This window comes from Melaminivora jejuensis (assembly GCF_017811175.1).
Lineage (GTDB): Bacteria > Pseudomonadota > Gammaproteobacteria > Burkholderiales > Burkholderiaceae_C > Melaminivora > Melaminivora jejuensis.
Genome location: NZ_JACWIJ010000002.1, coordinates 2027834 through 2054829, shown reverse-complemented (window position 1 = coordinate 2054829; position 26996 = coordinate 2027834). Strand labels below are relative to the sequence as shown.

The window sequence follows — 26996 nt, the reverse complement described above, 5'->3', positions numbered from 1 at the left end:
CAGTCGGTTCAGTGGCCGCTGCCCTGCCGCCAATCCGGCCTCACGGCAGCGGCACGATGGCCAGCGCCTGCACGCCGGTAGGCAGGCGCAGCAGCAACTGGCCGCTGCCATCCACGGCCCAGCGCTGGCCATCGGCAAACAGCGCCGCCAGCCCAGGCTCCAGCCAAGTGCTGCGCAACTGCGGCTGGGGCAGCAGCGCCCAGGCGCCTGCGCCCTCTGGCAACTGCACCTGCAGCGCCCCCTCGGGCGCCAGGCCGGCTTGCACCTGCGCGCCGGGCAGGAGCTCGTGCAGCACGGCGCGGGCGCGGGCGTAGTCGGCCAGCGCCCAGGGCAGGCGCTGCGCGTGCGGGCCTTGCAGCACCAGCGTGCCGTCGGCGTCGGCATCGAGCCAAGCCGGCGCGGCTGAAGCGCCGGGCTGCGGCGCGCCCGATTGCGCCAGCAGCGCCGGGCGCAGCACCCAGCGCGCACCGTCCAGGCGCAACACCAGCACCCCCTCGGGCGTGAGCTGCACGCTGGCCTGGGGCGCGGCAGCGGCCAGCGCCTGCACCAGGCCCGGCCAGTCGGCCACGCTGGGCGCCAGCGTCAGCACCAGGCCCGAGTGGGCGATCTGCACCAGGCCCTCGGGCGTATAGCCCAGGCCATCGGGCCGGCGCACGTCGATCTGCACGGCAGCCAGCGGGGCCAGCGCCGCCGTCCATGGCCCCAGGCGCCACAGCATCAGGCCGTGGCGGTCGAACTGCACGCTGGCGGCGGCCCCCGGCGCCAGCGCCAGCGCCTGGGCCAGGGCGCGGGCGTGCTGCTGCAGCACGGCGGGCCAGCCGGCAGCGCTGGCCGGGACATTGCCGGCCTCGCGGGCCTGGGCTGGCGGCTGCGCACCTGCCGCACCTGCTGCCAACCGCGCCACCGCACCCTGCAGCTGCACCGGGGCAGCGGCAAAGCGCACCTGCGCGCCCAGCTCGGGCAGCGCCAGCGCATCGCCCGGCGGCACATCCGTAGCGCCAGATGGGCCGGCACCGCCTCCAGCAGCGCCGACCGTGCCCAGCTCGATGGCGCTGACCCGGCCCTGGCCGTCGATGCGCAGGCGCTCGCCGGCCAGCAGGCCGCGCGCGTCCAGCTGGGGCAGCTGGCCCGGCGGCGCCAGCAGCGCACCCGCCAGCACGCCGCTGGCCAGCGGCACGCCCTCGACGCGCGTGCCGGCGCTGGCGGCGCGCAGCAGCACAGCGCCGGCCAGCACCAGCGGCTGGCCGGCGCGGCTGGCCGTCAACTCGGCCCAGCCCTGCAGCACGCGCAGCACCAAAAGCGCCTCGCCCTGGTGCAGCGCCACCTGCAGCTGCGCGCCCGGCAGGGCGCGCACGGCCAGCGCCTGGCCGTTGAGGGTCAGCGCCAGCGCCACCGGCGTGCTGCCCGCGCCCGGCAGCACCAGCGTGGCGCCCCCTGCGCCCGGGGCGATGACGATGGGCCGTGACGGCTCGGTGAGCTGCACGGTGCCGGGGGCGGTGATGTGCAGCTCGGCTGGTGCGGGGGCTCCTGGGGGTCGGGCGGGGGTGGCTCCTGCGGTTCAGGCTCGGGTGCGGGCGCTGCCGCCTGGGTCGTGCTGGTGAAGCTGCCTGACACTCCGCCTATGGTCAGTGTGCTTGTGCTGCTGCTGGCATACGCGGCGCTGCTGGTGTGGCGCAGGCGCACGCTCTGGCCTTGCTCGACAGTGGCCGGGCTGGTGCTCCAGGGGCCGGCGTCGATCTGGTACTCGCCATGCTCCACGCTGATGGCTGCCGGGCTGTTGAGGCCGGCGATGGTGACGGCTTCGGAGGTCACCACGGTGGACAGGGCAACACCTGTGCGCGCAGCAAAGGCGAAAGCATCCGGCACGCTGTCCACGACCGGTGTCGCCAGCGCCACATGGGCCGGTAGCGACAGCGCGCCCTGACCATCCTCGACCACCAGATAAAGGTCATAGGACGTGCCTGGCTGCAGCGCGCCGATCTCGAAGGCCGTGGCCTGTCCGGCAGGCAGGGGGCCTGCGCTGCCCTTGGCCAGCACGGTCACCGCAGGGTTGCCGTAGGCGTCCGGCTGCGCCTTGATCTGGGCCGGTGTGGGTGCCGTACTGCCAGCGGCCACCGCCAGCCACCAGGCCGTGGCCGGGCTGTCGCTGACCACCGACATGCTGATCCCCGTGGGCGTGGCCGCCAGCTCCTGCAGGCTGACCAAAGCCGGCAGCCTGGCAAACAGCGCCTGCACCGAGTGCGCTGCCTGGATGCCGGTCAGCGCGCAGGCTGCCGCGCCGCTGCAATCGCCGCTCCAGGCGGTGAAGCGGTAGCCGGCATGGGCGCTGGCGCTGCAGGCGACGTCCTGGCCGTGCGCCGCCGGGTTGGGCGAGCATTGGACGCTGCCGCCCGTGGGCGGGCTGGCGCTGGCGGCGATGGCGTAGGTCTGCAGGCTGGCGCTGCAGGAGTGCGTGCCGCCGCCGTGCAGGCCATTGCAAGTCCAGCTCCAGGGGCTGCCGTTACCGCCCAGGGTGCTGGCGCTGCCGGCGCTGCACAACTGGGCTGGGGGCGCCGTGAGATCCGTCCTGCCGCTGTCGCTGCCGCACTGGCCGGCAACGGGCGCCGGGCTCAGGGGAATGTCCAGCACCACATCGGCCGCTGCCAGGTAGCGCAGCGTGCCGCTGTCGCCCGTGCCCGCCTGGCGGGCGGTGATGGTGCAACTGCCGGCGCCCGTGGCGTGGGCGGTGCTTGCGTCGAGCGTGCAGGGGCCGCTAGCCGACAGCTCGACAGGCAGATCGGCGGTGCTGCTGGCAGCCAGGGTGCTGGCGGAGCCGACGACCAGGGCGGCGGGCGTGGCGCTCAGCGACAGGCTCTGGCTGGCGTAGCTGGCCGTGCAGGCGCTGGCTGCCGTGTTGGTGCCGCCGTCGATGCCGGTGCAGCCCCATTGCCATTGGCCGGCATTTCCGGCCACGGCGGTGGCCGTGCCGGCGCTGCACAGCGAGGCTGCGGCGGGCGCACTGGCGCTGGCCACGCCACTGGCGCTGCCGCAACTGCCGTCGATGGGGGCCGGGGTGGCGAAGGCGACGTGCGCCAGTGCGCTGCGCTGGCCGCCGACTTCGGCCACCGCATAGAAGTCGTAGGCCGTTCCGGGGGCCAGGCCAGTGAGGCTGATGGTGGTGCTGGCCCCGGCGGCCATCTGCTGGCTGCCCTGTTGCGCCACGCTCACGCCGCCATAGCCGGCTCCGGCCTGCACCAGGGCTGCCGTGGGGGCCGGTGCGCCGGCAGGCACGACCATCCAGTAGCCGGTGCCACCTTGCACGCTGTGGCCCTGCACCACGGCACTGGTGGCTTGCGGCGCAGCGGCCAGCGAGACCGCGCCCAGGCGCGGCACCGGGGCCAGCGATTGGCCGGCACGTACCAGCCAGACGGACTTCTGGCTGCTCCTTTGCTCGCCGGCGACAAGGCCGCGCTGGAAATTCACGTAATAGGCGAGTTTCCAGCTTGCGGGCAGGGCGGAGGGGGTTGGCGCAGGCGTGCCAGACCAGGCGTTGAGGACCGATGCTGCGCCAAAAACCTGTTCGTTGATGCTGGGATAGGTGCGGCATTGCTCGACCAGGCTGCGCAGCTCCTTGATGCTGGGCACCCGCCAGTCGCTGTGGCCGGCAAAGCTGGAGTTGTGGGCGGCATTCAAGGCCTGCTCCCAGGTCATGACGGTACTGCTGCCAGTGCAGCTGCCGCCGCCGCCGTGGTAGGTCTGGCCTTCCGGGCACAGTTTCCACATCAGGCTGGTGCGGGTGTCGGTCACGGTGCCATCGCCATGCACGGCATAGATGTGGTCGGGGTTGCTGGGCGGCAGGCTGTAGTTGCACGCCACGGCCTGTGCCCAGGTGGGCAGCAGGCACAGGGCGGCCCAGACAAGCGGCACGGGTTGCAGGCATTTCATCAGCAGGAGGTCTCGGCAGGGGTGGGCGTCAGGCCGGTCTTGCAGCCCGGGCGTTGTCATGGCGCGGAGCGCACCAGCCGCACCCGGTACGGGCTGCTGCGCTCGTCCGGGACGATGTAGCTGGTGCTGAGGTTGAACCGCATAGTCCAGGCGTGGCTGGCCACCTCCGCACTGGCGCTGCCAGACCAGAAGGGCGCGGCATCCGTGTGCGGGAAGAAATCGGTATCGATCTGCGGCTCCTGGCCGTCCAGGTCGAGCAGGCTCTCCAGCTCCATGGCGGTGGGCAGGCGCCAGTCAGTGGCGCCGCACAGGCCGGGCGCGGCATTCACGTCCTGCACGTATTTTTCGGTGTCGCAGCGCCCTGCGGTTTGGCAGTTGCCGGCGCTGGGCGTGCCCGGGTTGCCTGCCGGACTGGCGCTGTCGAACCAGGAATAGGTGTGGCTGCGGCCGCGCAGGCCACTGGCGGTCTTGACCTCCCAGACCAGGCCGGTCACGTTGTCACGCGTGCAGGCCCAGTCGCTGGCGTCATCGCCCAAGGTGGCGTCTGGCGGCAGTTCGATACCGCTGTGGGCGATCTTGATGAAGTCGAAGCCCTTGGCGCCATTGCCGATTTTCTGCAGGTCGGTGGCTGCGTCGCGCCCTTGCCGGCAGTCCTGGCGCTCAGGATGGGTGTTGCTGCAAAGGCCGGGGGCGGCATTGGCCGCGCCGCTGGCGCTCCAGCTGACGCCGGTGTCGTTGAGCAGGCCGGTCTGGGCCAGCGCGGCAGGGCCGAGGCCAGCGCCGACAACAGCGCCAGTGATGGCCAGCCAGAGAATGGAAAAACGCATGAATCAAGCCTTTGGACAAGCCTTGGAAAGCCGTGAAAAATGAATGAAATCGGCATCAAACCCTTATCCAGCAAGCGATGACAGCTATATTTTGAATAGCAATTTTTGCATCTGCTTGCCAGACAGAACGGGCTTGAGAAAGCGGCCTGGCGAGCGCGGGCGGGGAGTCGCAGGCCGCCAGCCAGGGCGCGGTGGCTTGATTCTTTCCAGCGCCGGCGCGGCTGTATATCGGCTGTGCGTGCTTTGCTATCGGGCAAGCGTGGACTTGGGCGCGCCGCCTGTCCCGGACAATTGCCGGCCTGCACACCCCTGCACATTCGCCCCCCGGGGCCAGGACTGATCCATGCACCATCTGCTGTTTGCCAGCGTGCCGTTCGGGCAGCATTGCATCGTCGATACCGGCGACTTCGACCGGGCGCATCCGCTGATCTGCGACGTGCTCAATGCCGCGCGCTTTCGGGTGCTGCGCGGGCGCATCCGGCACAACCGGCTGGAGGCGCTGCCCTGTGGCGCGCTGTCGCTGCTGCGCCTGCGCTATGGCTACGGGGCCGAGGTGGGGGTCGATCCGGGCGAGCTGCAGGGCTACTACCTGCTGGTGCTGCCGACCCAGGGGCGGGCGGCGTTTCACTTCGACGGGCGCGAGCTGCAGGTCTCGCCCCAGGTGGCGGCCATCGTCAGCCCCGGGCGGCGCTTTCATTTTTCGGCCAGCCCCGACTACGAGCAAATCCTGCTGCGCCTGGAGCGCCGCGCCGTGGCCGATGCCTGGTGCCGCCTGCTGGCGCAGGACGAGGCGCCCCCGGTGTGCTTCGAGCCGCTCATCGCCCTGCACCTGAACGCCTGGCAGGCCTTGCTGCCCATGCTGCAGTGGATCGTGCGCTGCGCAGGCCTGGGGCCGGGCGGCGATGCCGCCCAGGCGGCCTTGCTGGCGCAGACCGAAACACTGCTGGCCACCACCTTGCTGCTGCACCAGCCCCATGATCGGGCCGCGCAGCTGTGGCCGGCGCCGCCGCCTGCCGCGCACCGCGCCGTCCAGCGCGCGCAGGCCTACATGCTGGAGCACCTGGGCGAGGCCATCCCGGTGGCCCTGGTGGCCAGCCACTGCGGGCTGTCGGTGCGGCATCTGCAGGCCTTGTTCAAGGACGAGTGCGGCCACTCGCCTCTGCAGTGGCTGCGCCTGCAGCGCCTGCAGGCCGTGCGCCGCGCCCTGGAGCAGGGCGGCAGCGCCTGCCTGATCGGCCAGACGGCGATGCGCTTCGGCTTCACCCACATGGGCGATTTCTCGCGCGCCTACCGCCAGGCCTTCGGCCAGACGCCCCGCCAGACCCTGGCGCAGTCGTGACAGCCAGTTTTTTGGTGCATCCTATGGCCATGACGGTTTCTCTTGCCCCTATTGCCCTGCCAGTGGCCGCCCCCGCTGTCCGCCCCCAGGCGGGGGGGCCGGCTGCGCACGCGCCCGATAGCGGCCCGTCGTCCGTGCTGCGCCTGGGCGTGGCGGCTGCAGCGCCAGCGCTGGTGTACGACAGGCCTGCCATCGCGCCGGTCGCCGCCTGGGAGCGTCCGCCGCAGGACGCCATCAGCCGCCTGCTGCAGGGCAGCAGCCACGCCATCGGCGCACGCCTGGCCGATACCTGGAAAGGCCTGTCCGGGGCGCTGCTGGGGCAGCTGGCGGCCACCGGCGAAGGCTATTCCCAGAGCCTGATCACGGCGGCTGACCCGGCCTTGCCGCTGGCCCAGCAACTGGCCGGCCTGCAGCGCGGCGCGGTCAGCGTCAGCCTGCAGCTGCACACGCGCAGCGGCCAGACGATTCAACTGTCCATCGCCAGCAACGACGGCACGCAGCCCGGCGCGGTGCGTGGCCTGCAGGTGCAGGTGGACAGCTCCGCCCCGCTGGGCGCTGCCGAGCGCCAGGCGCTGGCCGCGCTGTCCGGCGGCGTGGAGCGCGTGCTGGCCGGTCTGGGCGATGGCCAGGAGCCAGTGCTCGACCTCGAAGAGCTGCTGGGCGCCGACCGCAGCCTGTTCGCCCGCCTGGAGCTGCAGGTGAGCAACCCGGCGGCAGACAAGCCGGCGCTGCGCAACTTTGCGCTGCACCTGTCGGACGCCGAGAGCCGCCTGGCGCTGGAGGGCGCGTCCGGACGGCTGGCCGTGCGGGTCGATGGCGCCACGCCGCTGGCTGCCAGCGCCGGTGGCCAGCGCCAGGCAGCCATCGCCCGCCTGCTGGAGCAGGTGGATGCTGCCGCCGAGCGCGGCCACGCCGGCGCGGCGCTGGTCGGCCTGTTCAAGAGCGGCCTGGCGCAGCTGCACGGCGTATCGCCGGCCGACAGCCCGGCCACGGCAGGCAAGCCGGTGCAGCTGGCCGCCACGCTGCCGGCGCGCGTGCGCGAGCTGGTCAGCGGCCTGGCCGATTTCGATGCCGAATTCAGCGGCGACACGGTGCGCACCAACCGCTTCGGCGCGGTCAGCGAAACGGGACATGCGGCCTACCGCCTGAGCCAGGAGACCGAGCTGCGCGCCGGCAGGAACGAGGGCGATGCAAGCGTCGTCCAGGCCCAGCGCGCGCAGCTCACGGCGCATTGGCTGAAGGCGCGCAACGAGGGGATGCTGATCCCCGAGGCGGGCAACCACGACATCCACCGCGTGCAGGAAGACAGCCTGCGCCGCACCACCATCGACGCCGTGCAGGGCGAGCTGGTCAGCGCCCTGCGCGAGGACAGCCAGGCTGCGCTGCGCGTGTTCATCCGCCTGGTCGAGCACCGCGAAACGCAGCGCGAGGAAACCCCGGACAACCACTACCGGGTCACGCAGCTGGTGTGAAGTTGTGCGTTGTGCGTCCGGCGTACACATCCCGCAGCCCGTAGCCATGACTGCCCACAAGATCCCCCAGTCCGTCCTGGTCATCATCCACACCGCCCAGCTCGACGTGCTGCTGCTGCGCCGCACCGAGCCGCACCAGGGCCAGGATTTCTGGCAGTCGGTCACCGGCAGCAAGGACACGCGGCGCGAGTCGTGGCGGCATACGGCGGTGCGCGAAGTGGCCGAGGAGACGGGCATCGACGCCAGCGCGCCGGGCTGCCGTCTGACCGACTGGGGCCTCACGAACGTCTATACCATCTACCCACAGTGGCAGCATCGCTACGCGCCGGGCGTGTGGCACAACACCGAGCGGGTGCTGGGCCTGCGCGTGCCGCCGGGCACGCCGGTCACCTTGAACCCGCGCGAGCACACGGCATATGCCTGGCTGGACTGGCGCGCGGCGGCGGATCGCTGCGCCTCGCCCTCCAATGCCGAGGCCATCCTCTGGCTGCCGCGCCTTGCCTCGTGTCCTGACCGTTGATCCACACCCGTTGACCCCTGCCCGATGACCGACGACTCCGCGCTTGACCTCTCCCACAGCCACAGCGGCATCTTGCGCGTGGCGACCTACAACATCCACAAGGGCGTGCAGGGCCTGGGGCCGGCGCGGCGCCTGGAGATCCACAACCTGGGCCTGGCGGTGGAGCAACTGGACGCCGACATCGTCTGCCTGCAGGAAGTGCGCTCGGTCAACCGGCGCGAGGCGCTGTACTTCGACCGCTGGCCCGAAGTCTCGCAGGCCGAATACCTGGCGCCCGAGGGCTACGAGGCGGTCTATCGCACCAACGCCTACACGCGCCACGGCGAGCACGGCAACGCACTGCTGACGCGCTGGCCGGTGGTCGGCCACCAGCACGAGGACATCTCCGACCACCGCTTCGAGCAGCGCGGCCTGCTGCACGCCGAGGTGCTGGTCGAGGGCCGCGCGGTACACGCCATCTGCGTCCACCTGGGCCTGATTGCTGGCAGCCGCATCCGCCAGGTGGCGCAGATCCAGCGCTTCATCGAGCGCGAGGTGCCCCCGGATGCGCCGCTGGTGGTGGCCGGCGACTTCAACGACTGGGGCTTTCAGATCAAGAACATGCTGGCCGGCTTTGGCCTGTTCGAGTACGACGAGGCGCCGCAGTCCTATACCTATCCGGCGCGCCTGCCGCTGGTGCAGCTCGATCACGTCTATGTGCGCGGCCTGCGCCCGCTGTCGCTGCAGGTGCCGCGCGGGCGCATCTGGTGGCGCATGTCGGATCACCTGCCGCTGATTGCCGAGTTCCAGCTCTGAGCGGCCGTGCGCCCCACGCCCGCGCTCATGCCCGCGCCCGCCGCCCGGCCCCGCCCGCGCCGCGCCAACCACCAGGTGGCCCTGCTGCAGGGCACGGCGGAGTTCTTCCCGGCGCTCGTCCAGGCCATGGATGCGGCGCTGTCGGACATCCAGTTCGAGACCTACATCTTCGACACCACCGGCAGCGGCGCTGACGTGGCGCAGGCGCTGGTGCGCGCGGCGCGGCGCGGCGTGCGCGTACACCTGGTGGTCGATGGCTTCGGCACGGGCCGGCTGCCGGCGTACTGGCGCCAGGCCTTCGACGAGGCCGGCGTGCGGCTGCAGGTCTATTCGCCGCTGGGGCCGCTGGGCCTGCTGCTGCCCCGGCGCTGGCGCCGGCTGCACCGCAAGCTGTGCGTGGTCGATGGCCAGGTGCTGTTTTGCGGCGGCATCAACGTGCTCGATGACTGGCACGACCCCAACCATGGCCGGCTGGCCGCGCCGCGCCTGGACTTTGCCGTGCGCGTGCAGGGGCACTTGGTGGGCCAGGCCAGCGATGCCATGGAGCAACTGTGGTGGAACCTCAAGGCCGGGCAGGACGCGCGCCAGCGCCGCCTGGGCCTGGCGCTGGCCGACTGGCGTGCCGCTCGCGCCGCCAAGCTCAAGGGCCGGCAGGCGCAAAAGGACGGCCAGGGAATGCGCGCGCTTTTACTGCTGCGCGACAACATCCGCCACCGCGCCAGCATCGAGCGCGCCTACCGGCGCGCCATCGGGCGCGCGCGCCACGAGATCATCATTGCCAACGCCTATTTCATTCCCGGCGCCAAGCTGCGCCGCGCGCTCAAGCTGGCCGCCGCACGCGGCGTGCGCGTGCAACTGCTGCTGCAGGGGCGCTACGAGTACTTCATGCAGTACCACGCGGCGCGCCCGGTCTATGGCGCGCTGCTGGCCGCCGGCGTGGAAATCCACGAATACGCCCCGAGCTTTCTGCACGCCAAGGTGGCGGTGATCGATGCCCACGGCGCCCGGCCCTGGGCCACCGTGGGTTCGAGCAACCTCGACCCGCTGTCGCTCTTGCTGGCGCGCGAGGCCAACGTCGTGGTCAAGGACGGCGCCTTTGCCCGCGAACTGCGGGCGCGCCTGGTGCAGGCCATGGAGCACGCCGGCCAGCGCCTGGACGCGCAGGTCTATGCCAGCCGGCCCTGGCGCGTGCGCGCGCTCGACCGCATTGCCTTTGGCTGTATGCGCGCCGCCCTGTGGGTCAGCGGCAACCGCTATTGATGCCGCACCTGCCGCCGCGTGCTTGATTGCCCAGGTGTGGGTTACTATCTTTTATATAGCTTTCAGCGCTTGTCCCATAAGGGTTTGAGGCCAAAAACACCAAAAAAACCTGTTGTGTCATTCACTGTTACGATGCCGCCCCATGTCTGCTCTTTTGCCTGATCTGACTGCCGCCGCCGAGCACCACGCCGCGCCCGAGGAGGGTACGCCCGTTTCCGTGCGTATCCGCCAGCGCCTGGCTGCCGCGCGCCAGCGCTGCCATGCCAACGACAACATCGCCGAGTTCATTGAGCCGGGCGAGCTGGAGCTGCTGCTCGACGAGGTGGAGTCCAAGATGCAGGGCGTGCTCGACAGCCTGGTCATCGACACCGAGGGCGACCACAACACGCGCAGCACAGCGCGGCGCGTGGCCAAGATGTACATCAACGAGGTGTTCAAGGGCCGCTATGCCGAGGCGCCGCCCATCACCGAGTTCCCCAACGCCGAGCGCCTCAACGAGCTGATGATCGTCGGCCCGATCACCGTGCGCAGCGCCTGCAGCCACCACTTCTGCCCGGTCATCGGCAAGATCTGGATCGGCGTCATGCCCAACGAGCACACCAACGTCATCGGCCTGTCCAAGTACGCGCGGCTGGTGGACTGGGTCATGGGCCGCCCGCAGATCCAGGAGGAGGCCGTGGTGCAGTTGGCCGACCTGATCATGGACAAGACCCAGCCCGACGGCCTGGCCATCGTCATGGAGGCCAGCCACTTTTGCATGTCCTGGCGCGGCGTGCGCGAGATGGACAGCAAGATGCTCAACTCGGTCATGCGCGGCGTGTTTCTCACCGACCCTACGCTGCGGCGCGAATTTCTCTCGCTCATCCCGGGGCGCAACTGACGCACACTGTCAGGCAACACAGCCGTTTCAAGGAGGCCGAGCCATGCTGGTGCGTCTGCTCTACGTCAGCCGTGCGGTGGACACGTCCCCCGCCGCCATCGAAGCCATCCTGGCGCAGTCGCGCCAGCACAACCCGGCCAGCGGCATCACCGGGGTGCTGTGCCACGGCGGCGGCGTCTTCCTGCAAGCCATCGAGGGCGGACGCCGGGCGGTGAGCGAGCTGTTCGGCCACATCCAGCGCGACGCGCGCCACAAGGATGTGGAGCTGCTGTCGTTCGAGGAAATCTCCGAGCGGCGCTTCGGCGGCTGGACTATGGGGCAGGTCAATCTGGCCCGGCTGAACCACTCCATCGTCCTCAAATACTCCGAGCGGCCCGAGTTCGACCCCTACGCCGCCTCGGGCCGGGTGTCGTTCGCGCTGCTGGAGGAACTCATGGCCACGGCATCCATCATCGGCCGCGCCTGAGGCTGCCCAGGCCCGGCGCACAACGCATAACGCACAGCGCACGGCGTCGCCCCCGCGCGGCCCGCAGCCGGGAGCGCGGCCCCGGGCTGAGCTAGGCTGCTGCCGGGCGGGCGTCCGGGGCAGCGGCAGGGGCCTCGATTTCCACCCAGTCCGGGCCGCAGCGCAGCTGGGCGCCGACGTGTTCGGCCAGCAAGGCCAGGGCAGCGCCGTCCAGCGGCGGCATACCGGGCGTGGCGGCGGCGGGCGGGGCGTCCGGGCAGGTGCCGCTGGCCTGTACGCGCAGGCCGGCGGCGCGCCCGGGCAGGGGCTGCAGGTGGATGGCGGCGGGTGCGCCGGCGGGATTTTCTGCCAGCAGGTGGATGGCCCCCAGCAGCAGGCACAGCACCGGCTGCTGCGGCGTGCGGGCGGCGGGCAGGGCGGGCGTGCCTTCGGCAGGCAGCTCCAGCGCCAGGCCGCGCATGGCCAGCAGCGGGCGCGACAGCCGGCGTGCCAGGGCAGCGGTCTCGGCCAGCGGCTCGGGCGTGTGCGGGCCTTGCAGATCCCAGTGGCGCAGCAGCCGGGCGTTGTCGGCCAGGCTGGCCAGGTGTTCTTCCTGCTGCTCCAGCTGCTGGGCCAGGGTGTCGGAGCCCGCTGCCTGGGCCGCATCGCCGGCGCGGCGCCTGAGCACCACGGCACCCATGCGCATGATGGTCAACAGGCCTGCCAAGTCATGGCGCAGCACCGGCATGGCGCGCGCCAGGATGGCGTGCTGCACGCCCAGGGCCATCCAGGCGCGGCAGGGGGAAGGGGCGGGGGTGAGGGGCGGTTGGTGGTCTGTCATGGCTTGGCTAGGCATTGAAGCAGCCCACCGCAGGAGTGCAGGTAGGACGGTGCCGCATGTAAGCAGGTGTGTGAGCGTGCGGGCGCGCCCGTGGCGGTGCGTTCAGGGCGTTCCGGGGCTTGCACAGCGCACCAGTCCCCTCGGCCCGCAGGTGCGGATCAGCCGCCCGTGGTCAGTGCCAGATAGGCCGCGCGCGTGTCCGGTGCCACCGATTGCACCAATTGGGCGTGTGGTGTCTGGTGGCGCGCCAGCACGCGGGCACTGGCCACGGTGCGCGACTTGCAGAACCAGTGGCAGCTGTGCTGCATCAGCAGCAGCTCCGCCGTCATGACGAAGGCGCGGTCGCGCGCGGCCAGGCCACCCTCGTTGCGTGCCGCCCGGGCGATGCCTTGTGCGTGGACGGTCAGCAGGGCGCGCATGTCGAAGCTTGCACCGGGCAGCAGCTGCGTGGCAAAGGGCAGGCCCAGCGCCAGGCGGCTGACGCGGGTGGCGGCGGCCGGCAAGCGGGCGAAGTCGGCGGCAAAGCGCTCGAACTGCGCGCATAGCTGCGTCTCGGCGCCGGCCAGCGTGTCCAGCACCTGCTGGCGCCGCTCGGGCGTGGCCTCGCCCACGGCGCGCAGATAGCCCTGGGTCAAGTCCTGCATCAGGCGCTCGATCTGGTAGGGCGCCAGGTGCTGGGCCAGCAAGGCGACGCGCTGGCGCTGCTGCTGGCCGTTGATCAGCCAGGAGCCGGTGGCGGCAAGCAAAAGCAAGACAAGAGGATCCATCGGGTGCAGGAGCGAAATCAGTCGGCAGGGCGGAGCGCCCCGGCAGCATGAGGGCGGGGCAGCGAAGAGGCTATTGTGCGGGCGCGGGCGGGCACAATGGCCGGCTTTCCTGGCCCTGCCCCAACTGGTCTCCATGCCCTCCGCACAGTCCCTGATCGCATTTTTCGGCGTTGCCGCGCTGCTGGCGCTCACGCCCGGCCCGGACAATATCTTCGTGCTGCTGCAGTCCGCCCAGCGCGGCTGGCGCGCCGGCATGTGCGTGGTGCTGGGCCTGTGCCTGGGGCTGGTGGGGCACACGGCGGCCGTGGCGCTGGGGCTGGCCGCGGTGTTTGCCGCCTCCAGCGTGGCGTTCACGGCGCTCAAGCTGTGCGGCGCGGCCTATCTGGCCTGGCTGGCCTGGGGGGCGCTGCGGGCGCCGGCCAGCGCGGACGCCGAGGGCAAGGGGAGCCAGGAGCCGCTGACACCGGCCAATATGTCCAATGCGTCCGGCACGTCCGGCACGTCCGGCACGTCCGGCACCTCCGGCACCGGCGCGCCAGCCCAGCCGCGCACCAGCGCCTGGCGCATGGTCGGGCGCGGCGTGGTCATGAACCTGACCAACCCCAAGGTGCTGATCTTCTTCCTGGCCTTCCTGCCGCAGTTTGCCGATCCGCAGCGTGGCCCGCTGGCGCCGCAGATCATGCTGCTGGGCCTGGTCTTCATGCTGGCCACGCTGCTGGTCTTTGGCGCCATCGCGTGCTTTTCCGGGGCGTTCGGCGTGCTGCTGCAGCGCTCGGCACGGGCGCAGCGCCTGCTCAACCGCACGGCAGGCCTGGTCTTTCTCGCTCTGGCGCTGCGCCTGGCTACGGCACAGCGCTGACAGTTATCAAAAATGATAGCTGTAAGCGCTTGCCAGTATTGGATTTCCAGCCGATTTGACTATTATTTTTCGGCTGCAGGCGGTTCGGGCCAGGGGCGCTGTGGCCCGCGCAGTTGCTCGAAGACGTGGGCCAGGCGCAGCACGCCCAGGTCGTCGAAGCGCTGGCCGGCGATCTGCAGGCCGATGGGCAGGCCGGTGCTGCTCCAGCCGCAGTTGACCGAGGCCGCCGGCTGCTCCGACATGTTGTAGGGCACGGTGAAGGCGATGTGCTCCAGCGGGCGCAGCGGGTCGTTGGTCGGCGCGGGCAGCTCGGCGGCAAAGGCCGTGATGGGCGCGACCGGCGACAGCACATAGTCCACCTGCGCGCAGGCCTGCACCGTGGCCACGCGCGTGGCGTGGAACTGCTGGCTGGCCTCATAGACGTGCGCGGCGTCGAAGGCGGCGGCGCTCATGGCCCAGTCGCGGATGAAAGGCAGCACGCGCGCCTGCTGCTGCGCGCCGAGGGTGCGCAAATCCATGTACGAGCGCATCCGCCAGAAGTGATCCATGCCGTCGAGCATGGTGCGCGTCAGGAAGGGGCGCAGGGGCACGATGCTGGCGCCGGCACTCTCCAGCAGCCGCGCGGCGGCCAGGACGGCGGCGCGCACCTCGGGCTGCACCGGCAGGCCGCAGCCGGCGTCCAGCAGCAGGCCCAGGCGCAGGCCGCGCAGCCGTCCGGGGCGGTCGGCCCAGCTGGCCCAGTCGTCCCAGGCGATGTCCTGCGCCGGCAGGCTCATGCTGTCGCGCGCGTCGGGGCGGCTCAGCACCTGCATCAGCAGGGCGGCATCGCCCACGCTGCGCGTCATGGGGCCGGCGGCGCGGCCCACGTAGGGCGGGTCGATCGGGATGCGCCCCAGGCTGGGCTTGAGCGTGAAGATGCCGCACCAGGAGGCCGGCAGGCGCACCGAGCCGCCGATGTCCGTGCCGACGTGCAGCGGCCCATAGCCGGCTGCTGCTGCCGCGCCGGCGCCGCTGCTGGAGCCGCCCGGGCCTTTGGACAAGTCCCAGGGGTTGCGCGCCAGCGCGTGAAACGACGACAGGCCCGACGACAGCATCCCGAAGTCGGGCATGGTGGTCTTGGCCACCAGCACCGCGCCGGCCTCGGCCAGGCGCGCGGCGGGCGGGGCGTCGGCGGGGGCGGGCCGCAGCTCGGTGGCGGCCGTGCCCAGCGGCGTCGGGTCGCCCGCCGTGGCGATGTTGTCCTTGAGCGTGGCCGGCACGCCATCGAGCGGCCCGCAGGGCGCGCTGCGCAGCCAGCGCGCTTCGCTCTCGCGCGCCTGGGCCAGCGCCTTGTCGGGGCGCAGCAGCCAGGTGGCGCGCAGGTGCGGCTCCCAGCGCTCGATGCGCGCCAGCACCGCGCGCGTGGCCTCGACCGGCGAGAACGCGCGCGTGCGGTAGCCCGCCAGCAGCTCGCGCGCGGACAGTTCGTGCAACTCGGCCATGCTCAGGCCCAGGACAGCGCCGACAGGTCGTTGACGAACACCGGCATGTCCTTCCACAGCCCGCGCAGGTTCTTGTTGGCCACGGTGACCCACTGTGGCTGGTACAGGAAGGCGTGCACGCTGTCCTCGGCCAGCAGGCGCTGCGCCTCGCCCAGCAGACGGGCGCGGTCGGCTGGGCGGGGGGCGTTCCTGATCTCGTCGTAGAGCCGGTTGAACTTCTCCGACTGGTAGCCCCAGTAGTAGTCCGCCTTGGTGAAGTTGCCCAGGTCGAAGGGTTCGACGTGCGAAATGATGGTCAGGTCGTAGTTCTTGTTGCCATAGGTGCCGCTCAGCCACTGCGCCCACTCGACGTTTTGCAGCTTGAGCGTGATGCCGACCTTGGCCAGTTGCGCTGCCACCACCTCGCCGCCCTGGCGTGCATAGGGTGCGGGCGGCAGCGTCATGGTCAGCTGCAGCGGCGTCTTGACGCCGGCCTCGGCCAGCAGCCGCCTGGCCTTGTCCGGGTCGTAGGGGTTGATGCCGGTGGTGTCCACATAGCCCAGCGCGCCGGGCACGTAGTGGCTGCCGATCGGCACGCCCAGGCCGTCGGCAGCGCCCTGGATCACGGCCTTTCTGTCGATGGCGGCAGCGATGGCGCGACGCACGCGCACGTCGTCCAGCGGCTTTTTGGTGTTGTTGATGGCCACGATGGTCTTGGCGCGCGAGCCGCTGACGATGACCTGAAAGCGCGGGTTGCCCTTGAACTGCGCCATGCTGCGTGGCGTGACGCGGGCAAAGGCATCGACGTCCCCGGCCAGCAGCGCGGCGACCTGCGCGGCCGGGTCGGGGATGAAGCGGAAGGTGGCGCGGCGGATGCGTACTTTGGCCGCGTCGCGCCACTGATCCCAAGCCACCAGCGACACCGACGCGCCCCGGCTCCAGGCACCCAGCTTGTAGGGGCCGGTGCCCACGGGCTTGGCGGCGTTGCTGTCGGCGCTGCCCGGCTCGACCATGATGGCTGTGGCCTGGCCCAGCAGGAACAGCAGATCCGGGTCGATCTCCTGGTTCAGCAGCACCACGGTGTGCTCATCGACCACCTGCGTGCTCAGGTTGGCGAAGGTGCGCTTGTCCTTGTTGGTGCTCTTGTCGCCGCCGGCGCGGTCGAAGGAGAACTTGACGGTTTCGGCGTTGAAGGGCGCGCCGTTGTGGAACTTCACCCCGCGGCGCAGCCGGAAGGTGTAGGTCTTGAGGTCGGGCGAGACTTCCCAGCTCTCGGCCAGTAGGGGCGAGACGCTGCCGTCCGGGTTGATCTTGGTCAGCGTCTCGTAGATGTTGTAGAGCGTGACCTCAGCGATCGACGAGGCGGCGCCGGCGGTGGGATCCAGCCCCGGCGGCTCCAGCGTCATGGCCAGGGTGACGCTGTCCTTGCCCGCAGACTGGGCCAGTGCCTGCAGCGGGGTGGTCAGGACGCTGGCAGCCAGGGCGCCAGTGGCCAGGGCGGTGCGGCGGGTGAAGCTCATGGGCGGATCTCCTTGTGAAGTCTTTCGTGTGCCGTGGTTGTTCCATGCTGCGCCGCACCATGCGGCGCCCGGCGTCTTTTTACTACAGCACGCTACAGCGCCAGCCGTGGCATGGCGGCCACCAGGGTCTGGGTGTAGGGGTGCTGCGGCTGGCTGAACAGTTGCTGCGGCGCGCCGCGCTCGACCACGCGCCCGCCCTGCAGCACCAGCACCTCATCGCACAGATGGCTGACCACGGCCAGGTCGTGGCTGATGAGCAGATAGGTCACGCCGCGCTGCTCCTGCAGCTCGGCCAGCAGGTTCAGCACCTGGGCCTGCACCGACACGTCCAGCGCGCTCACGGGCTCGTCGGCCACGATCAGGCTGGGCCGGGTGATGAGGGCGCGGGCGATGGCGATGCGCTGGCGCTGGCCGCCGGAAAACTCGTGCGGGTACTTGTGCGCGTCGCCCGGGCGCAGGCCGACCTGGGCCAGCACCTCGGCCACTTGCTCGCGCAGTTCAGTGCGGCTGGGCTGCTGCAGGGCGCGCAGCGGCTCGCTGACGATGCGCTCGACGTTCTGGCGCGGATCGAGCGAGCCGTAGGGATCCTGGAACACCATCTGGAAATCACGCCGCGCCGCGCGCAGCTCGCGCGCCGGCAGGCGGTGCAGATCACGCCCGAGCAGCTGCACGCTGCCGCTGGCCGGCACCTCCAGCGCCATGACGAGGCGCGCCAGCGTGGACTTGCCCGAGCCGGACTCGCCCACCACGCCCAGGCTGCGGCCAGCCGCGATGTCCAGGCTCACGCCGTGCAGCACCGGCAGCAGTGGGCGCGGCCCCAGCAGGCGGCGGCGCGGCAGCGGGTAGTGGTGGTGCAGGTCGCGCACCTGCAGCAGGGGCGGCGGCGCAGTCATCGGGCAAGCCCTCGGTTTTCTGGATGAAAAAGGCCTGAAACCCTTGTCCAGCAAGCGCTGACAGCTATACAAAACATAGCTTATCCACCTGGCTCAGGCTCGTTCAGGCGGATGCAGCGCGCCGTGTGCCCGTCGCCCACCACCACTGGCGCCGGCAGCGCCGCGTTGCAGGCAGCGATGGTGCGCGGGCAGCGCCCGGCAAACGGGCAGCCGGGCGGCAGGTCGGCCAGTTCGGGCACCGTGCCGGCAATGGTCGGCAGGCGCAGGCCCGGCACGCGTCCGGCGCCCAATTGCGGGCGTGCGGCAAACAGGCCCTGGGTGTAGGGGTGGGCCAGAGTGCCGAAGACGGCGTGCGTCGGCCCTGCTCGACCACGGTGCCGCCATACATGACCAGCGTGCGCTGCACCGCGCCGGCAATCACCGCCAGGTCGTGCGAGATCAGCAGCAGCGCCATGCCGCGCTCGGCCACCAGTTCCTGGATCAGCTCCAGCACCTGCTTTTGCAGGGTCACGTCCAGGGCCGTGGTCGGCTCGTCGGCGATCAGGAGATCCGGCGCGCAGGCCAGCGCCATGGCGATGGTGATGCGCTGGCGCTGTCCGCCGGAGAACTGGTGCGGGTAGGCGTCGAAGCGCTCGGCGGCGCGGGCGATGCCCACGCGCTCCAGCAGGGCGATGGCCTCGGCGCGCGCCGCCCGCGCCGGCAGGCGGCGGTGCAGGCGCAGCGGCTCGGCCACCTGCCGGCCAATGCTATGCACCGGGTTGAGCGCCGTCATGGGTTCTTGAAAAATCATTGCCAGCCGGTTGCCGCGCAGGCGGCACCAGTCGCGCTCGGGCAGGCCCAGCAGCTCCTGGCCGTTCAGGCGAAAGCTGCCCGCCACCTGCGCGCCCTCGGGCAGCAGGCCCAGCAGCGCCAGCGCCGTGAGCGACTTGCCGCTGCCCGACTCGCCGATCAGGCCCACGGTCTCGCCGCGCGCCAGCGTCAGATCCAGGCCATGCACGGCGCGCACCAGGCCGCGCCGGGTCGGCAGGCTGATGGACAGGTTCTGCACCTGCAGCAGCGGGAGGGTGGTGTCGGTCATGGCCACGGTCTGCCCGGCTCTCAGCGCTGGCGCGCCAGGCGCGGGTCGAGCACGTCGCGCAGCCCGTCGCCCAGCAGGTTCAGGCCCAGCACCGCCAGGGCAATCGCCACGCCCGGCCACACGGCCAAGAGCGGCGCCTGGAACATCAGCGTCTGCGCCTCGGCCAGCATCCGGCCCCACGACGGCTGCGGCGGCTGCGTGCCCAGGCCCAGGTAGGACAGCGCGGCCTCGGCCAGCACGGCCAGGGCGAACTGGATGGTGGCCTGCACGATCAGCACCGAGGCGATGTTGGGCAGCACGTGCTCGATGGTGATGCGCGCCGTGCCCTTGCCGCTGGCGCGCGCGGCCAGCACGTACTCGCGCGCCCACACGGCCTGCGCCGAGGCGCGCGTGACGCGGGCAAAAGTGGGGATGTAGAAGATGCCGATGGCGATGATGGCATTCACCATGCCCGGGCCGTGGACGGCGGTGAGCATGATGGCCAGCAGCAGCGCCGGGAAGGCGAAGGTGAAATCGGCCATGCGCATGATGAGCTCCTCCACCCAGCCCCGGCGCGCCGCTGCCAGCAGGCCCGCCAGCGTGCCTGCAGCCAGCCCGATGCCCACGGCGATCAGGCCCACGGCGATGGTGGCGCGCGCGCCCACCAGCAGCAGCGAGGCCACATCGCGCCCGTAGGCGTCCGTGCCCAGCCAGTGCGCGCGGCTGGGTGGCTGCAGCACGGCGTCCATGTCCATCTCATACGGCGGCCAGGGCGTCCAGACGAAGGACAGCAGGGCCGCAGCCAGCAGCGCCAGGGTCAGCAGTGCGCCCAGTACCAGGCTGCGCTGGCGCAGCGCACGCGGCAGCAGGTCTTTCATGTGCTGGCCACCTGCACGCGCGGGTCGATGGCGGCATACAGCAGATCGACCACGAAGTTGACCAGCACCACCATGGCCGCCAGCAGCATGACGCAGTTGCGCACCACGACCAGGTCGCGGTTGGCAATGGACTGGAAGATCAGCCGGCCCAGGCCGGGCAGGTAGAAGACGTTTTCCACCACGATGGTGCCGGCCAGCAGGTTGGCGAACTGCAGGCCCATGACGGTGACCACCGGGATCATGGCGTTCCTCAGCACATGGCGCCACAGGGCGGCGCGCTGCGACAGGCCCTTGGCGCGGGCGGTGCGCACGAAGTCCTCGCGCAGCACGTCCAGCACCGCCGAGCGCGTGATGCGCGCCAGGATGGCGCCCTGCACCACGGCCAGCGAGATGGCGGGCAGCAGCAGGGCCTGCAGCGCCGGCCCGATGCCGCCGCCGGCTTCGGCCGTCCAGCCCGGAAAGCCGCCCGCCGAGAACCACTGCAACTGCACCGAAAACAGCAGGATCAGCAAGATGGCGAACCAGAAGTTGGGAATGGCAATGCCCAGCTGCGCCAGCGCCATCACGCCCACATCGCCCAGCCGGTTGTGCCGCGCGGCGGCGTAGATGCCGGCAGCCAGGGCGATGGCGCTGGCCAGCAGCATGGCCAGCAGCGCCAGCGGCACGGTGAGCAGCAGGCGCTCGGCAATCAGCTCGCCCACCGCAGTGCCATAGGCGTGGCTCAGGCCCATGTCGCCGCGCAGCAGGCCGGCCAGCCAGCTCCAGTAGCGCTGCCAGGCGCTTCGATCCAGGCCCAGCTGGCGTGCCAGTTCGGCCACGGCCTCGGGCGCGGCGTCCGGCCCCAGCAGCACCTGGGCGGCGTTGCCAGGCAGGATCTCCAGCACCACAAAGACCACGACCGAGGCGGCCAGCAGCGTGGCGAACAGCGTGGACAGGCGTTTGAGCAGGAACAGGGCCATGGGATGCAGGGCGGCGCAGCAGTGCGGCGGTACGGCAGTACGGCAATGCGCCTGGGGGCCGCAGCATAGCGGCAAACGCAACAGGGTCGCCGGGGGGGCGCTTGGGGCTGCTGCCCGGCGGGGCGGATAATCCGCGCCCATGGCCCTGAAGATCACCGAGGAATGCATCAACTGCGACGTCTGCGAGCCGCAGTGCCCCAACGAGGCCATCTCCATGGGCACCGAGCACTACGTCATCGACCCGGGCAGGTGTACCGAGTGCGTGGGGCATTTCGGCGAGCCGCAGTGCGTGGTCATCTGCCCCGTGGCCTGCATCCCCAAGGATCCGGCGCACCCGGAAGACCACGAGAGCCTGCTGCAGAAATTCGAGCGGCTGCAGGCACAGCAAGCGCAGCCGGCGCTGGTGAAATAATTTTTGGTCTTTTTGGCCGCAAAGCCTTGCCAGACAAGCGCTGGTAGCTATCTTTCTTAAATCAAACTGGTGCTGCTGGCGGGCGCGGCGGCTTGGGCCGGGGCGGCTTGAGCGTGTTGATCTGCTGCACGGCCTTGTCCATGTCGCCCGACAGCAGCACCGGCAGGGCTTTCAGGGCGTGGGCGATGCTGTCCTCGATGCGCTCGCGCTCGGTCTGCATGGGGCGCTTGAGCACCCAGCCCACGACCTCGTGCTTGAGACCCGGGTGGCCGATGCCGATGCGCAGGCGCCAGTAGTCGCTGCCCAGCTGCGCGTGGATGTCACGCAGGCCGTTGTGGCCGCCGTGGCTGCCGCCTTTTTTCAGCTTGACCGTGCCGGGCTCGAAGTCCAGCTCGTCGTGCGCCACCAGGATTTCATCGGGTGCGATCTTGAAAAAGCGCGCCAGCGCGGCCACCGATTTGCCCGACAGGTTCATGTAGGTCTGGGGCTGGAGCAGCCACAGCGCCTGGCCCTGCACATTGGCGCGCCCCGCCAGGCCCCAGTAGCTGCGCTCGGGCGCGAGCTGCACCTTGAGCTGGCTGGCCACTTGGTCGATCCACGCAAAGCCCGCGTTGTGGCGCGTGTCCTCGTATTCCGGCCCGGGGTTGCCCAGGCCCACCATCAATCTGATCATCTGGCGCATTATCCGGGTGATGAAAACGACAATGGCCCGCACGCGGCGGGCCAGCAGGCAAGGCCGCCCCCGCTGCCAGGGCAGCGGGGGCGGCCTGGGGCAGAAGATTACTTCTTGCCCTTCTTGGCGGGAGCAGCCGGGGCAGCGGCAGCGGCCTCGACCACGACCTCGGGCAGCTTGATGGAGATCAGTGCCGGGTTCTTGTTGGAGCCGCGCACCACAGCCTTGACGCCGTGCGGCAGCTTGAGCGACTGCACGCCCACGGTGGACTTGGCCGTCAGTTGGCTCAGATCGACCTTGATGAACTCGGGCAGCTGCGAGGGCATGCACACCACGTCCAGCTCGTGCATCACCGGGGTCACGGTGCAGCCTTCCTGCTTGACGGCAGGGGACTCCTCCACGCCCTCGAAGTGCAGCGGCACCTTCAGGTGTACGCGGGTGCGCTCGTCCACGCGCTGGAAGTCCACGTGCAGCACCTGCTGCTTGAAGGGGTGGTACTGCACGTCGCGCAGCAGCACCTTGGAGGTCTGGCCGTTCAGCTCCATGTCCAGGATGCTGGAGTGGAAGGCTTCCTTCTTAAGGGCGTGCCACAGGGCGTTGTGATCGAGCTCGATCATCTGGGGCTCGGCGCCGGCGCCATAGACGATGCCCGGGGCGCGACCCGTGATGCGCAGGCGGCGGCTCGCACCCGTACCTTGCTTGGCGCGCTCAAAAGCGACGAATTGCATTTGGATAACTCCTGTCAGGGCCGGCCGCGACCAGCTCGGCCCGTGGTTGAAAAAGGCCCGCCATGCCAGGAAAGGCTGCGGGCCGTGCGATGTGCGACCGCACGCGGCGGACGCTGGAAAACCTTCAGTTCTGCTCCGAAAACAGGCTCATGACCGACTCGCCCCGGGCGATGCGGTGGATGGTCTCGCCGATCAGCGGTGCCACGGAGAGCTGGCGGATCTTGGCGCAGGCGCGCGCAGCCTCGCTCAAGGGAATGGTGTTGGTCACGACCACCTCGTCCAGGGCCGTGCCGTTGGCGATGCGGTCGATGGCCGGGCCGGAGAAGATGGGGTGCGTGCAATAGGCATAGACCTTCTTTGCGCCGCGCTCCTTGAGCACCTCGGCGGCTTTGACCAGCGTGCCGGCGGTGTCGATCATGTCGTCCATGATGACGCAGTTGCGGCCCTCGATCTCGCCGATCACGTGCATGACTTCGGAGACGTTGGCCTTGGGGCGGCGCTTGTCGATGATGGCCAGGTCGCAGCCCAGCTGCTTGGCCAGGGCGCGCGCGCGCACCACGCCGCCCACGTCGGGGCTGACCACGATCAGGTCGTCGTAGTCCTTCTGTATCAGGTCGCCCAGCAGCACCGGCGAGGCGTAGATGTTGTCCACCGGGATGTCGAAGAAGCCCTGGATCTGGTCGGCGTGCAAGTCCATGGTCAGCACGCGCGCCACACCCACGGCCTGCAGCATGTTGGCCACGACCTTGGCCGAGATCGGCACGCGCGTGGAGCGCGGGCGGCGATCCTGGCGCGCATAGCCGAAGTAGGGGATGACGGCGCTGATGCGCTCGGCCGAGGCGCGCTTGAGCGCATCGACCATGATCAGCAGCTCCATCAGGTTCTCGTTGGTGGGCTGGCAGGTGGACTGGATGACGAACACGTCGCGCGCGCGCACGTTCTGCTTGATCTCGACGGTGACCTCGCCGTCGGAGAAGCGACCGACATCGACGGCGCCCAGCGTGGTGCCCAGGTGGCGGGCGATGTCCGAGGCCAGCACGGGGTTGGCATTGCCCGTGAAAACCATGAAATCAGGTGAGTGGGCTTGCATGTGCAACAACTGGGCTTGTGGACTTGTGCCGCGTCCCGGGCGAGAGCGTCTGGGACTGAAAAATGCCCGCTGGGGGCTGAAGAAATTTGGCAGGGGAGGAAGGACTCGAACCCTCGCATGCCGGAATCAAAATCCGGTGCCTTAACCGACTTGGCGACTCCCCTACACAGGTTGACTGGCGTGACCAATCCACCCTTGATCTTTCAATCCCTGGCCCAACCGGCAAGCGGATGAAGCCCGAGATTCTCGCACATTCTGACCTGCCATGCTGCGGGTGCATCGAGCAGATCGACTGCGCGCGAACTTTGTGCAAACACCGCACTGCCTGAGCCTGTCATCCGGCCTGACAACCCTTTGGATGCGAGCCACTGCAGGGCTTTATCGACATCCGGGCACAGTGCCTGGGCAACTGGCTGCAGGTCGTTTCGGGTGAAACGGTTTGGTGCTGCAGCAAAGTCTGCGATTGTAGCACGCTGTGAATCGCGTTTGAGCAAAGGGCTGGAAAAAATTGCCTTGGTATCCAGTCCGGCTTCGGGCTTGACGACCACGAAGCGCTCGCATTCGAACGCGTGCTGCAATTCGAGAGGGCAAATTATGTCACCAATTCCCTCCACCCAGGCGTTTGTGCCGCACAAAAAGAACGGCACGTCGGCGCCCAGTGCCAGGGCCAGTGCCTGCAGCTGCGCGCGCGTCAGGCCCAGGCCCCACAGCCGGTTGAGCGCCAGCAGGACGCTGGCCGCGTCCGACGAGCCGCCGCCCATGCCGGCCTGGGCGGGAATGCGCTTGTCGATGGCGATGTGCGCGCCCTGCGTGCAGCCGGTGGCGCGCTGCAGGGCGCGTGCGGCGCGCAGGCACAGATCGTCAGGCGGCAACGCCGCACCCAGGTCTTCGCGCGTGATGGCACCATCCGGGCGTAGTTCGAAATGCAGCGTGTCGCACCAGTCGATCAGCACGAAGACCGATTGCAGCAGGTGGTAGCCGTCGGCGCGGCGGCCCGTGATGTGCAGGAACAGATTCAGCTTGGCCGGGGCCGGCACGTCGTGCAGTGCGCGCACTTCAACGCTCCAGCACCAGGCGCAGCGTGGCCTGAGGTGCAGGGGTGTGGCGCACGGCGACGAGCCGCCCATCACCCAGGCGCGACAGGTTGGCCTGCCAGCCGGCCACCTGGACAGCATCGCCGTGCAGCCAGGCAAACAGTGCCTCCACCGGCAGATCGACGCCAGTGAGCTCGTGCGTCAGCTGCTGCAGCGAGGGTGATGCGCGCTCGCCGTCGCTGCTCCTGAGCGCCGCATGGCCGGGTGCCCAGCGCAGTTCGGCCAGGGCATTGCCCAAGGGCGTGAAGAGTCGCAGTTCGCCTGCGCTGGCCGAACCGGACAGGGTGAAGCCGGCGCTAAAGGATTGCGCTGCCGCGTCCCCGCTCTCCTCGACCTGCACCGCCAGGCGACCGCTCCAGAAGTCGCTGCGCCCGGCATCGGCTGCCGAGTGCGGCGGCTGGGCGCAGCCGGCCAGCAGGGCGCCGCAGCCGGCAGCCAGCAGGGCCAGGCAGTGCCGGCGTGCCCGCCGGGGTGGCAGGGCAGCGCTCAAAGCTGCACTCCCAGGCGCTTGAGGGTTTCGCGCAGCGTGTCGTTGTCCGGGTTCAGGCGCTGGCCTTCGCGCCAGGCCTGCAGCGCCTGCTTGCGCCGGCCCAGGCTCCACAGCACTTCGCCCAGGTGGGCGGCGATCTCCGCATCAGGCTGAGTCTCGAAAGCCTGCTGCAGCAGTTCCAGCGCGCGTTCGCGCTGGCCCAGGCGGAATTCCACCCAGCCCAGGCTGTCGGTGATGAAAGGGTCGCCCGGCATCTGCTCCAGCGCCCGGGTGATCAAGGTGCGCGCCTCGCTCAGGCGCTCGCCCCGGTCGGCCAGCAGATAGCCCAGGGCATTGAGCGCATGGTGGTGCTGGGGCTTGCGCGCGATGATGCTGCGCAGCAGGCGTTCGGCCTCGCGCGGCTGGCCGGCCTTTTCCGCCAGCATGGCCTGGTCATAAAGCAGGTCGTCGTCGTCCGGTGCCAGCGCCACGGCCTTGCCCTGGATGTCGTAGGCCTCGCGGTACTCGCCGGCCTCGCGCAGCAACTGGGCCTCGGCCTGCCACTTCAGGCGCTCATCCTCTTCGGTCTTGACCGGTGTGGCGCGGATCAGCGCGCGCGCCTGGCTGAGTTTGCCCTGGCGCGCCAGCAGCGAGGCGCGCCGCACCTGCGCGCTCAGCAGTTCGGCGCCGTTGTCGATGCGTGCCAGCCAGGCCTCGGCCTGGGCCAGATCGCCGCGTTTTTCGGCAATCTGCGCGTGCATCAGCCAGGCCTGCGTCATGGCGCGCTCGCGTGCCTCGCTGGCCGGGGCTGCTTCCAGCAGCTGGGTGAAGCGCTCCAGCGCCTCCTGCGCCTGCTGCAGTTCGCCCGACTGCAGCTTGAGCGACGCCTGGATCAGCCAGGCCTCCGGGGCGTCGGGGCGCTCGCGGGTCAGGGCGTCCACCTGCTCCTGTGCATCCGCCAGCCGCTGCGCCTCCAGCAGCAGCCGGGCGTAGGTCATGCGCAACTCGGGCAGGGGGTGGCGGCAAAGTAGGGTGCCAGCAGCGCTTCGGCGCCGCTGTCGCCCAGCTCGATCAGTTGCAGCGCCAGCGCGGCAGCGCCGTCCTCGGTGTGATCCAGGGCCAGGGCTTCGCGCGTCGCCTGCAGCGCACCGGCCTTGTCGCCCGCCACCAGGCGCATACGCCCTAGGGTGACCCAGGCCGCCGGGCCGACGGCAGGGTGCTGCAGCTCGGCCTTGAGAGCCTCTTCGACCACGCGTGCAGCGCCACTCTTGCTGCTGGCGCGGGCATAGAGCTGGGGCAGGGCGCGGATGGTGGACAGCTTGTCGCGTGTGTTGGCGCGTGCCAGCTCCTTTTTCAGGGGTTCGCCACTTTCGTTGACCCGATTGAGCATGACCAGCACATACAGCAGGTAGCGATTGGCATCGCGCGATTCGGGGTAGGCGTTGTTCCAGGCGCGGATGGCAATCAGGGCGGCCTCCGCCGAGCGTGACTGCAGCGCCATCTCGCTGGCGCGGCGGTACAGGCGCGGGTCATGGCTGCGCCGGGCGGCGTCCAGCATCAGGGCGTAGCCGGTGGCGGCATCGCCATTGCTGGTGGTCATCTCGCTCATCAGCAGTTCATAGAACAGCTCGGCGGTCAAGGCAGTGTCGCGGTCGGCCAGCGCCGGCTCCGGGTCTTCGATTTCCGGCAGGGGCGCCGACACCGGCCCTGTGGGGCTACCGAGCACGCCAGACTGGGCAAAGGCGCCCGGCAGCGCGCCCAGGGCCAGCCAGGCGGCAATGGCCAAAGGCCTGAAACGATGGAGCAAAAGCAGCATCGACCCATAATAATCCAA

At 70.2% G+C, this 26996-nt stretch carries 26 protein-coding genes, 1 tRNA gene and 1 pseudogene; 9 read left to right on the top strand and 19 right to left on the bottom strand.

Going from position 1 to position 26996, the window contains the following annotated elements; translation table 11 throughout:
* Nucleotides 1-40: 40 nt before the first annotated feature.
* Genes IDM45_RS09750 through IDM45_RS09740 form a run of 3 tightly spaced genes read right to left on the bottom strand, consistent with a single transcriptional unit; the run spans nt 41 to nt 4751 of the window.
* Nucleotides 41-1483: a hypothetical protein gene (locus IDM45_RS09750; RefSeq protein WP_209422668.1), complete on the bottom strand. Its 1443-nt coding sequence runs from the start codon at nt 1481-1483 to the stop codon at nt 41-43.
* Nucleotides 1378-3924 carry a DUF1566 domain-containing protein gene (locus tag IDM45_RS09745; RefSeq protein ID WP_209422667.1) on the bottom strand — a complete coding sequence of 849 codons (2547 nt, stop codon included), beginning with the start codon at nt 3922-3924 and terminating at the stop codon, nt 1378-1380. The genes IDM45_RS09750 and IDM45_RS09745 overlap by 106 nt, the downstream gene beginning before the upstream one ends.
* Before the next feature lie 56 nt (nt 3925-3980).
* The gene (locus IDM45_RS09740; protein WP_209422666.1) at nt 3981-4751 is read right to left on the bottom strand and encodes an Lcl C-terminal domain-containing protein; all 771 of its coding nucleotides are present in this window, start codon (nt 4749-4751) and stop codon (nt 3981-3983) included.
* A gap of 343 nt (nt 4752-5094) precedes the next feature.
* Between IDM45_RS09740 and IDM45_RS09735 the strand changes: the two genes are divergently transcribed.
* The 7 genes from IDM45_RS09735 to IDM45_RS09705 all read left to right on the top strand — a co-directional run bounded on the left by IDM45_RS09735 (nt 5095) and on the right by IDM45_RS09705 (nt 11483).
* Nucleotides 5095-6090 (top strand): AraC-like ligand-binding domain-containing protein, encoded by a 996-nt coding sequence (locus IDM45_RS09735; RefSeq protein WP_209422665.1) that lies wholly within the window; start codon nt 5095-5097, stop codon nt 6088-6090.
* A gap of 29 nt (nt 6091-6119) precedes the next feature.
* The gene (locus IDM45_RS09730) at nt 6120-7562 is read left to right on the top strand and encodes a hypothetical protein (RefSeq protein WP_209422664.1); all 1443 of its coding nucleotides are present in this window, start codon (nt 6120-6122) and stop codon (nt 7560-7562) included.
* A gap of 46 nt (nt 7563-7608) precedes the next feature.
* On the top strand, nt 7609-8082 hold the full coding sequence (gene nudB, locus IDM45_RS09725; protein ID WP_209422663.1) for a dihydroneopterin triphosphate diphosphatase: 474 nt from the start codon (nt 7609-7611) through the stop codon (nt 8080-8082).
* A 24-nt stretch (nt 8083-8106) separates the two neighbouring features.
* Nucleotides 8107-8877, top strand: a complete 771-nt coding sequence (locus IDM45_RS09720) for an endonuclease/exonuclease/phosphatase family protein (RefSeq protein WP_209422662.1) — start codon at nt 8107-8109, stop codon at nt 8875-8877.
* Between the two features lie 27 nt (nt 8878-8904).
* Complete coding sequence (clsB, locus tag IDM45_RS09715; protein WP_209422661.1) at nt 8905-10137, top strand: cardiolipin synthase ClsB; 1233 nt, start codon at nt 8905-8907, stop codon at nt 10135-10137.
* Between the two features lie 142 nt (nt 10138-10279).
* Complete coding sequence (folE, locus tag IDM45_RS09710; RefSeq protein WP_209422660.1) at nt 10280-11017, top strand: GTP cyclohydrolase I; 738 nt, start codon at nt 10280-10282, stop codon at nt 11015-11017.
* 43 nt (nt 11018-11060) lie between these two features.
* The gene (locus IDM45_RS09705; RefSeq protein WP_209422659.1) at nt 11061-11483 is read left to right on the top strand and encodes a BLUF domain-containing protein; all 423 of its coding nucleotides are present in this window, start codon (nt 11061-11063) and stop codon (nt 11481-11483) included.
* Nucleotides 11484-11574: 91 nt separating this feature from the next.
* On the opposite strand, the gene IDM45_RS09700 is transcribed toward IDM45_RS09705, so the two are convergent.
* Together IDM45_RS09700 and IDM45_RS09695 are read right to left on the bottom strand one after the other, a co-directional pair.
* Nucleotides 11575-12303 (bottom strand): hypothetical protein, encoded by a 729-nt coding sequence (locus tag IDM45_RS09700; protein ID WP_209422658.1) that lies wholly within the window; start codon nt 12301-12303, stop codon nt 11575-11577.
* 158 nt (nt 12304-12461) lie between these two features.
* The gene (locus IDM45_RS09695; RefSeq protein WP_209422657.1) at nt 12462-13070 is read right to left on the bottom strand and encodes a hypothetical protein; all 609 of its coding nucleotides are present in this window, start codon (nt 13068-13070) and stop codon (nt 12462-12464) included.
* Between the two features lie 133 nt (nt 13071-13203).
* Between IDM45_RS09695 and IDM45_RS09690 the strand changes: the two genes are divergently transcribed.
* Nucleotides 13204-13929: a LysE family translocator gene (locus tag IDM45_RS09690; RefSeq protein WP_209422656.1), complete on the top strand. Its 726-nt coding sequence runs from the start codon at nt 13204-13206 to the stop codon at nt 13927-13929.
* 62 nt (nt 13930-13991) lie between these two features.
* On the opposite strand, the gene IDM45_RS09685 is transcribed toward IDM45_RS09690, so the two are convergent.
* The 6 genes and pseudogenes from IDM45_RS09685 to IDM45_RS09660 all read right to left on the bottom strand — a co-directional run bounded on the left by IDM45_RS09685 (nt 13992) and on the right by IDM45_RS09660 (nt 20696).
* The gene (locus IDM45_RS09685; protein WP_209422655.1) at nt 13992-15410 is read right to left on the bottom strand and encodes an amidase; all 1419 of its coding nucleotides are present in this window, start codon (nt 15408-15410) and stop codon (nt 13992-13994) included.
* A gap of 2 nt (nt 15411-15412) precedes the next feature.
* The gene (locus tag IDM45_RS09680) at nt 15413-16909 is read right to left on the bottom strand and encodes an ABC transporter substrate-binding protein (RefSeq protein WP_209422654.1); all 1497 of its coding nucleotides are present in this window, start codon (nt 16907-16909) and stop codon (nt 15413-15415) included.
* 92 nt (nt 16910-17001) lie between these two features.
* On the bottom strand, nt 17002-17802 hold the full coding sequence (locus IDM45_RS09675) for an ATP-binding cassette domain-containing protein (protein ID WP_209422653.1): 801 nt from the start codon (nt 17800-17802) through the stop codon (nt 17002-17004).
* An 80-nt stretch (nt 17803-17882) separates the two neighbouring features.
* A pseudogene (locus tag IDM45_RS09670) lies at nt 17883-18880 on the bottom strand (ABC transporter ATP-binding protein).
* 20 nt (nt 18881-18900) lie between these two features.
* Nucleotides 18901-19737 carry an ABC transporter permease gene (locus tag IDM45_RS09665; protein ID WP_209422652.1) on the bottom strand — a complete coding sequence of 279 codons (837 nt, stop codon included), beginning with the start codon at nt 19735-19737 and terminating at the stop codon, nt 18901-18903.
* Entirely contained in the window at nt 19734-20696 is a 963-nt protein-coding gene (locus tag IDM45_RS09660; RefSeq protein WP_209422651.1) for an ABC transporter permease, read from the bottom strand. Before IDM45_RS09660 ends, IDM45_RS09665 begins: the two co-directional genes overlap by 4 nt.
* A 139-nt stretch (nt 20697-20835) precedes the next feature.
* On the opposite strand from IDM45_RS09660, the gene IDM45_RS09655 reads away from it, so the two are divergent.
* Nucleotides 20836-21108, top strand: coding sequence for a YfhL family 4Fe-4S dicluster ferredoxin (locus tag IDM45_RS09655; protein ID WP_209422650.1), 273 nt, complete (start codon nt 20836-20838; stop codon nt 21106-21108).
* 61 nt (nt 21109-21169) lie between these two features.
* On the opposite strand, the gene pth is transcribed toward IDM45_RS09655, so the two are convergent.
* The 8 genes from pth to IDM45_RS18095 all read right to left on the bottom strand — a co-directional run bounded on the left by pth (nt 21170) and on the right by IDM45_RS18095 (nt 26978).
* Nucleotides 21170-21781 carry an aminoacyl-tRNA hydrolase gene (gene pth, locus IDM45_RS09650; protein WP_209422649.1) on the bottom strand — a complete coding sequence of 204 codons (612 nt, stop codon included), beginning with the start codon at nt 21779-21781 and terminating at the stop codon, nt 21170-21172.
* Between the two features lie 107 nt (nt 21782-21888).
* Nucleotides 21889-22509: a 50S ribosomal protein L25/general stress protein Ctc gene (locus IDM45_RS09645; protein ID WP_209422648.1), complete on the bottom strand. Its 621-nt coding sequence runs from the start codon at nt 22507-22509 to the stop codon at nt 21889-21891.
* Between the two features lie 124 nt (nt 22510-22633).
* Nucleotides 22634-23599, bottom strand: a complete 966-nt coding sequence (locus tag IDM45_RS09640) for a ribose-phosphate pyrophosphokinase (RefSeq protein WP_209422647.1) — start codon at nt 23597-23599, stop codon at nt 22634-22636.
* Nucleotides 23600-23686: 87 nt separating this feature from the next.
* Nucleotides 23687-23763 (bottom strand) — tRNA-Gln (locus IDM45_RS09635).
* 39 nt (nt 23764-23802) lie between these two features.
* A complete protein-coding gene (gene ispE, locus IDM45_RS09630; protein ID WP_209422646.1) occupies nt 23803-24654 on the bottom strand; it encodes a 4-(cytidine 5'-diphospho)-2-C-methyl-D-erythritol kinase in 852 nt (283 codons plus the stop codon).
* Between the two features lies 1 nt (nt 24655).
* Nucleotides 24656-25183 (bottom strand): outer membrane lipoprotein LolB, encoded by a 528-nt coding sequence (locus IDM45_RS09625; protein WP_209422645.1) that lies wholly within the window; start codon nt 25181-25183, stop codon nt 24656-24658.
* Nucleotides 25180-26160, bottom strand: coding sequence for a tetratricopeptide repeat protein (locus IDM45_RS18100; RefSeq protein WP_325168962.1), 981 nt, complete (start codon nt 26158-26160; stop codon nt 25180-25182). Before IDM45_RS18100 ends, IDM45_RS09625 begins: the two co-directional genes overlap by 4 nt.
* On the bottom strand, nt 26157-26978 hold the full coding sequence (locus IDM45_RS18095) for a tetratricopeptide repeat protein (RefSeq protein WP_325168961.1): 822 nt from the start codon (nt 26976-26978) through the stop codon (nt 26157-26159). Before IDM45_RS18095 ends, IDM45_RS18100 begins: the two co-directional genes overlap by 4 nt.
* Nucleotides 26979-26996 lie beyond the last annotated feature (18 nt).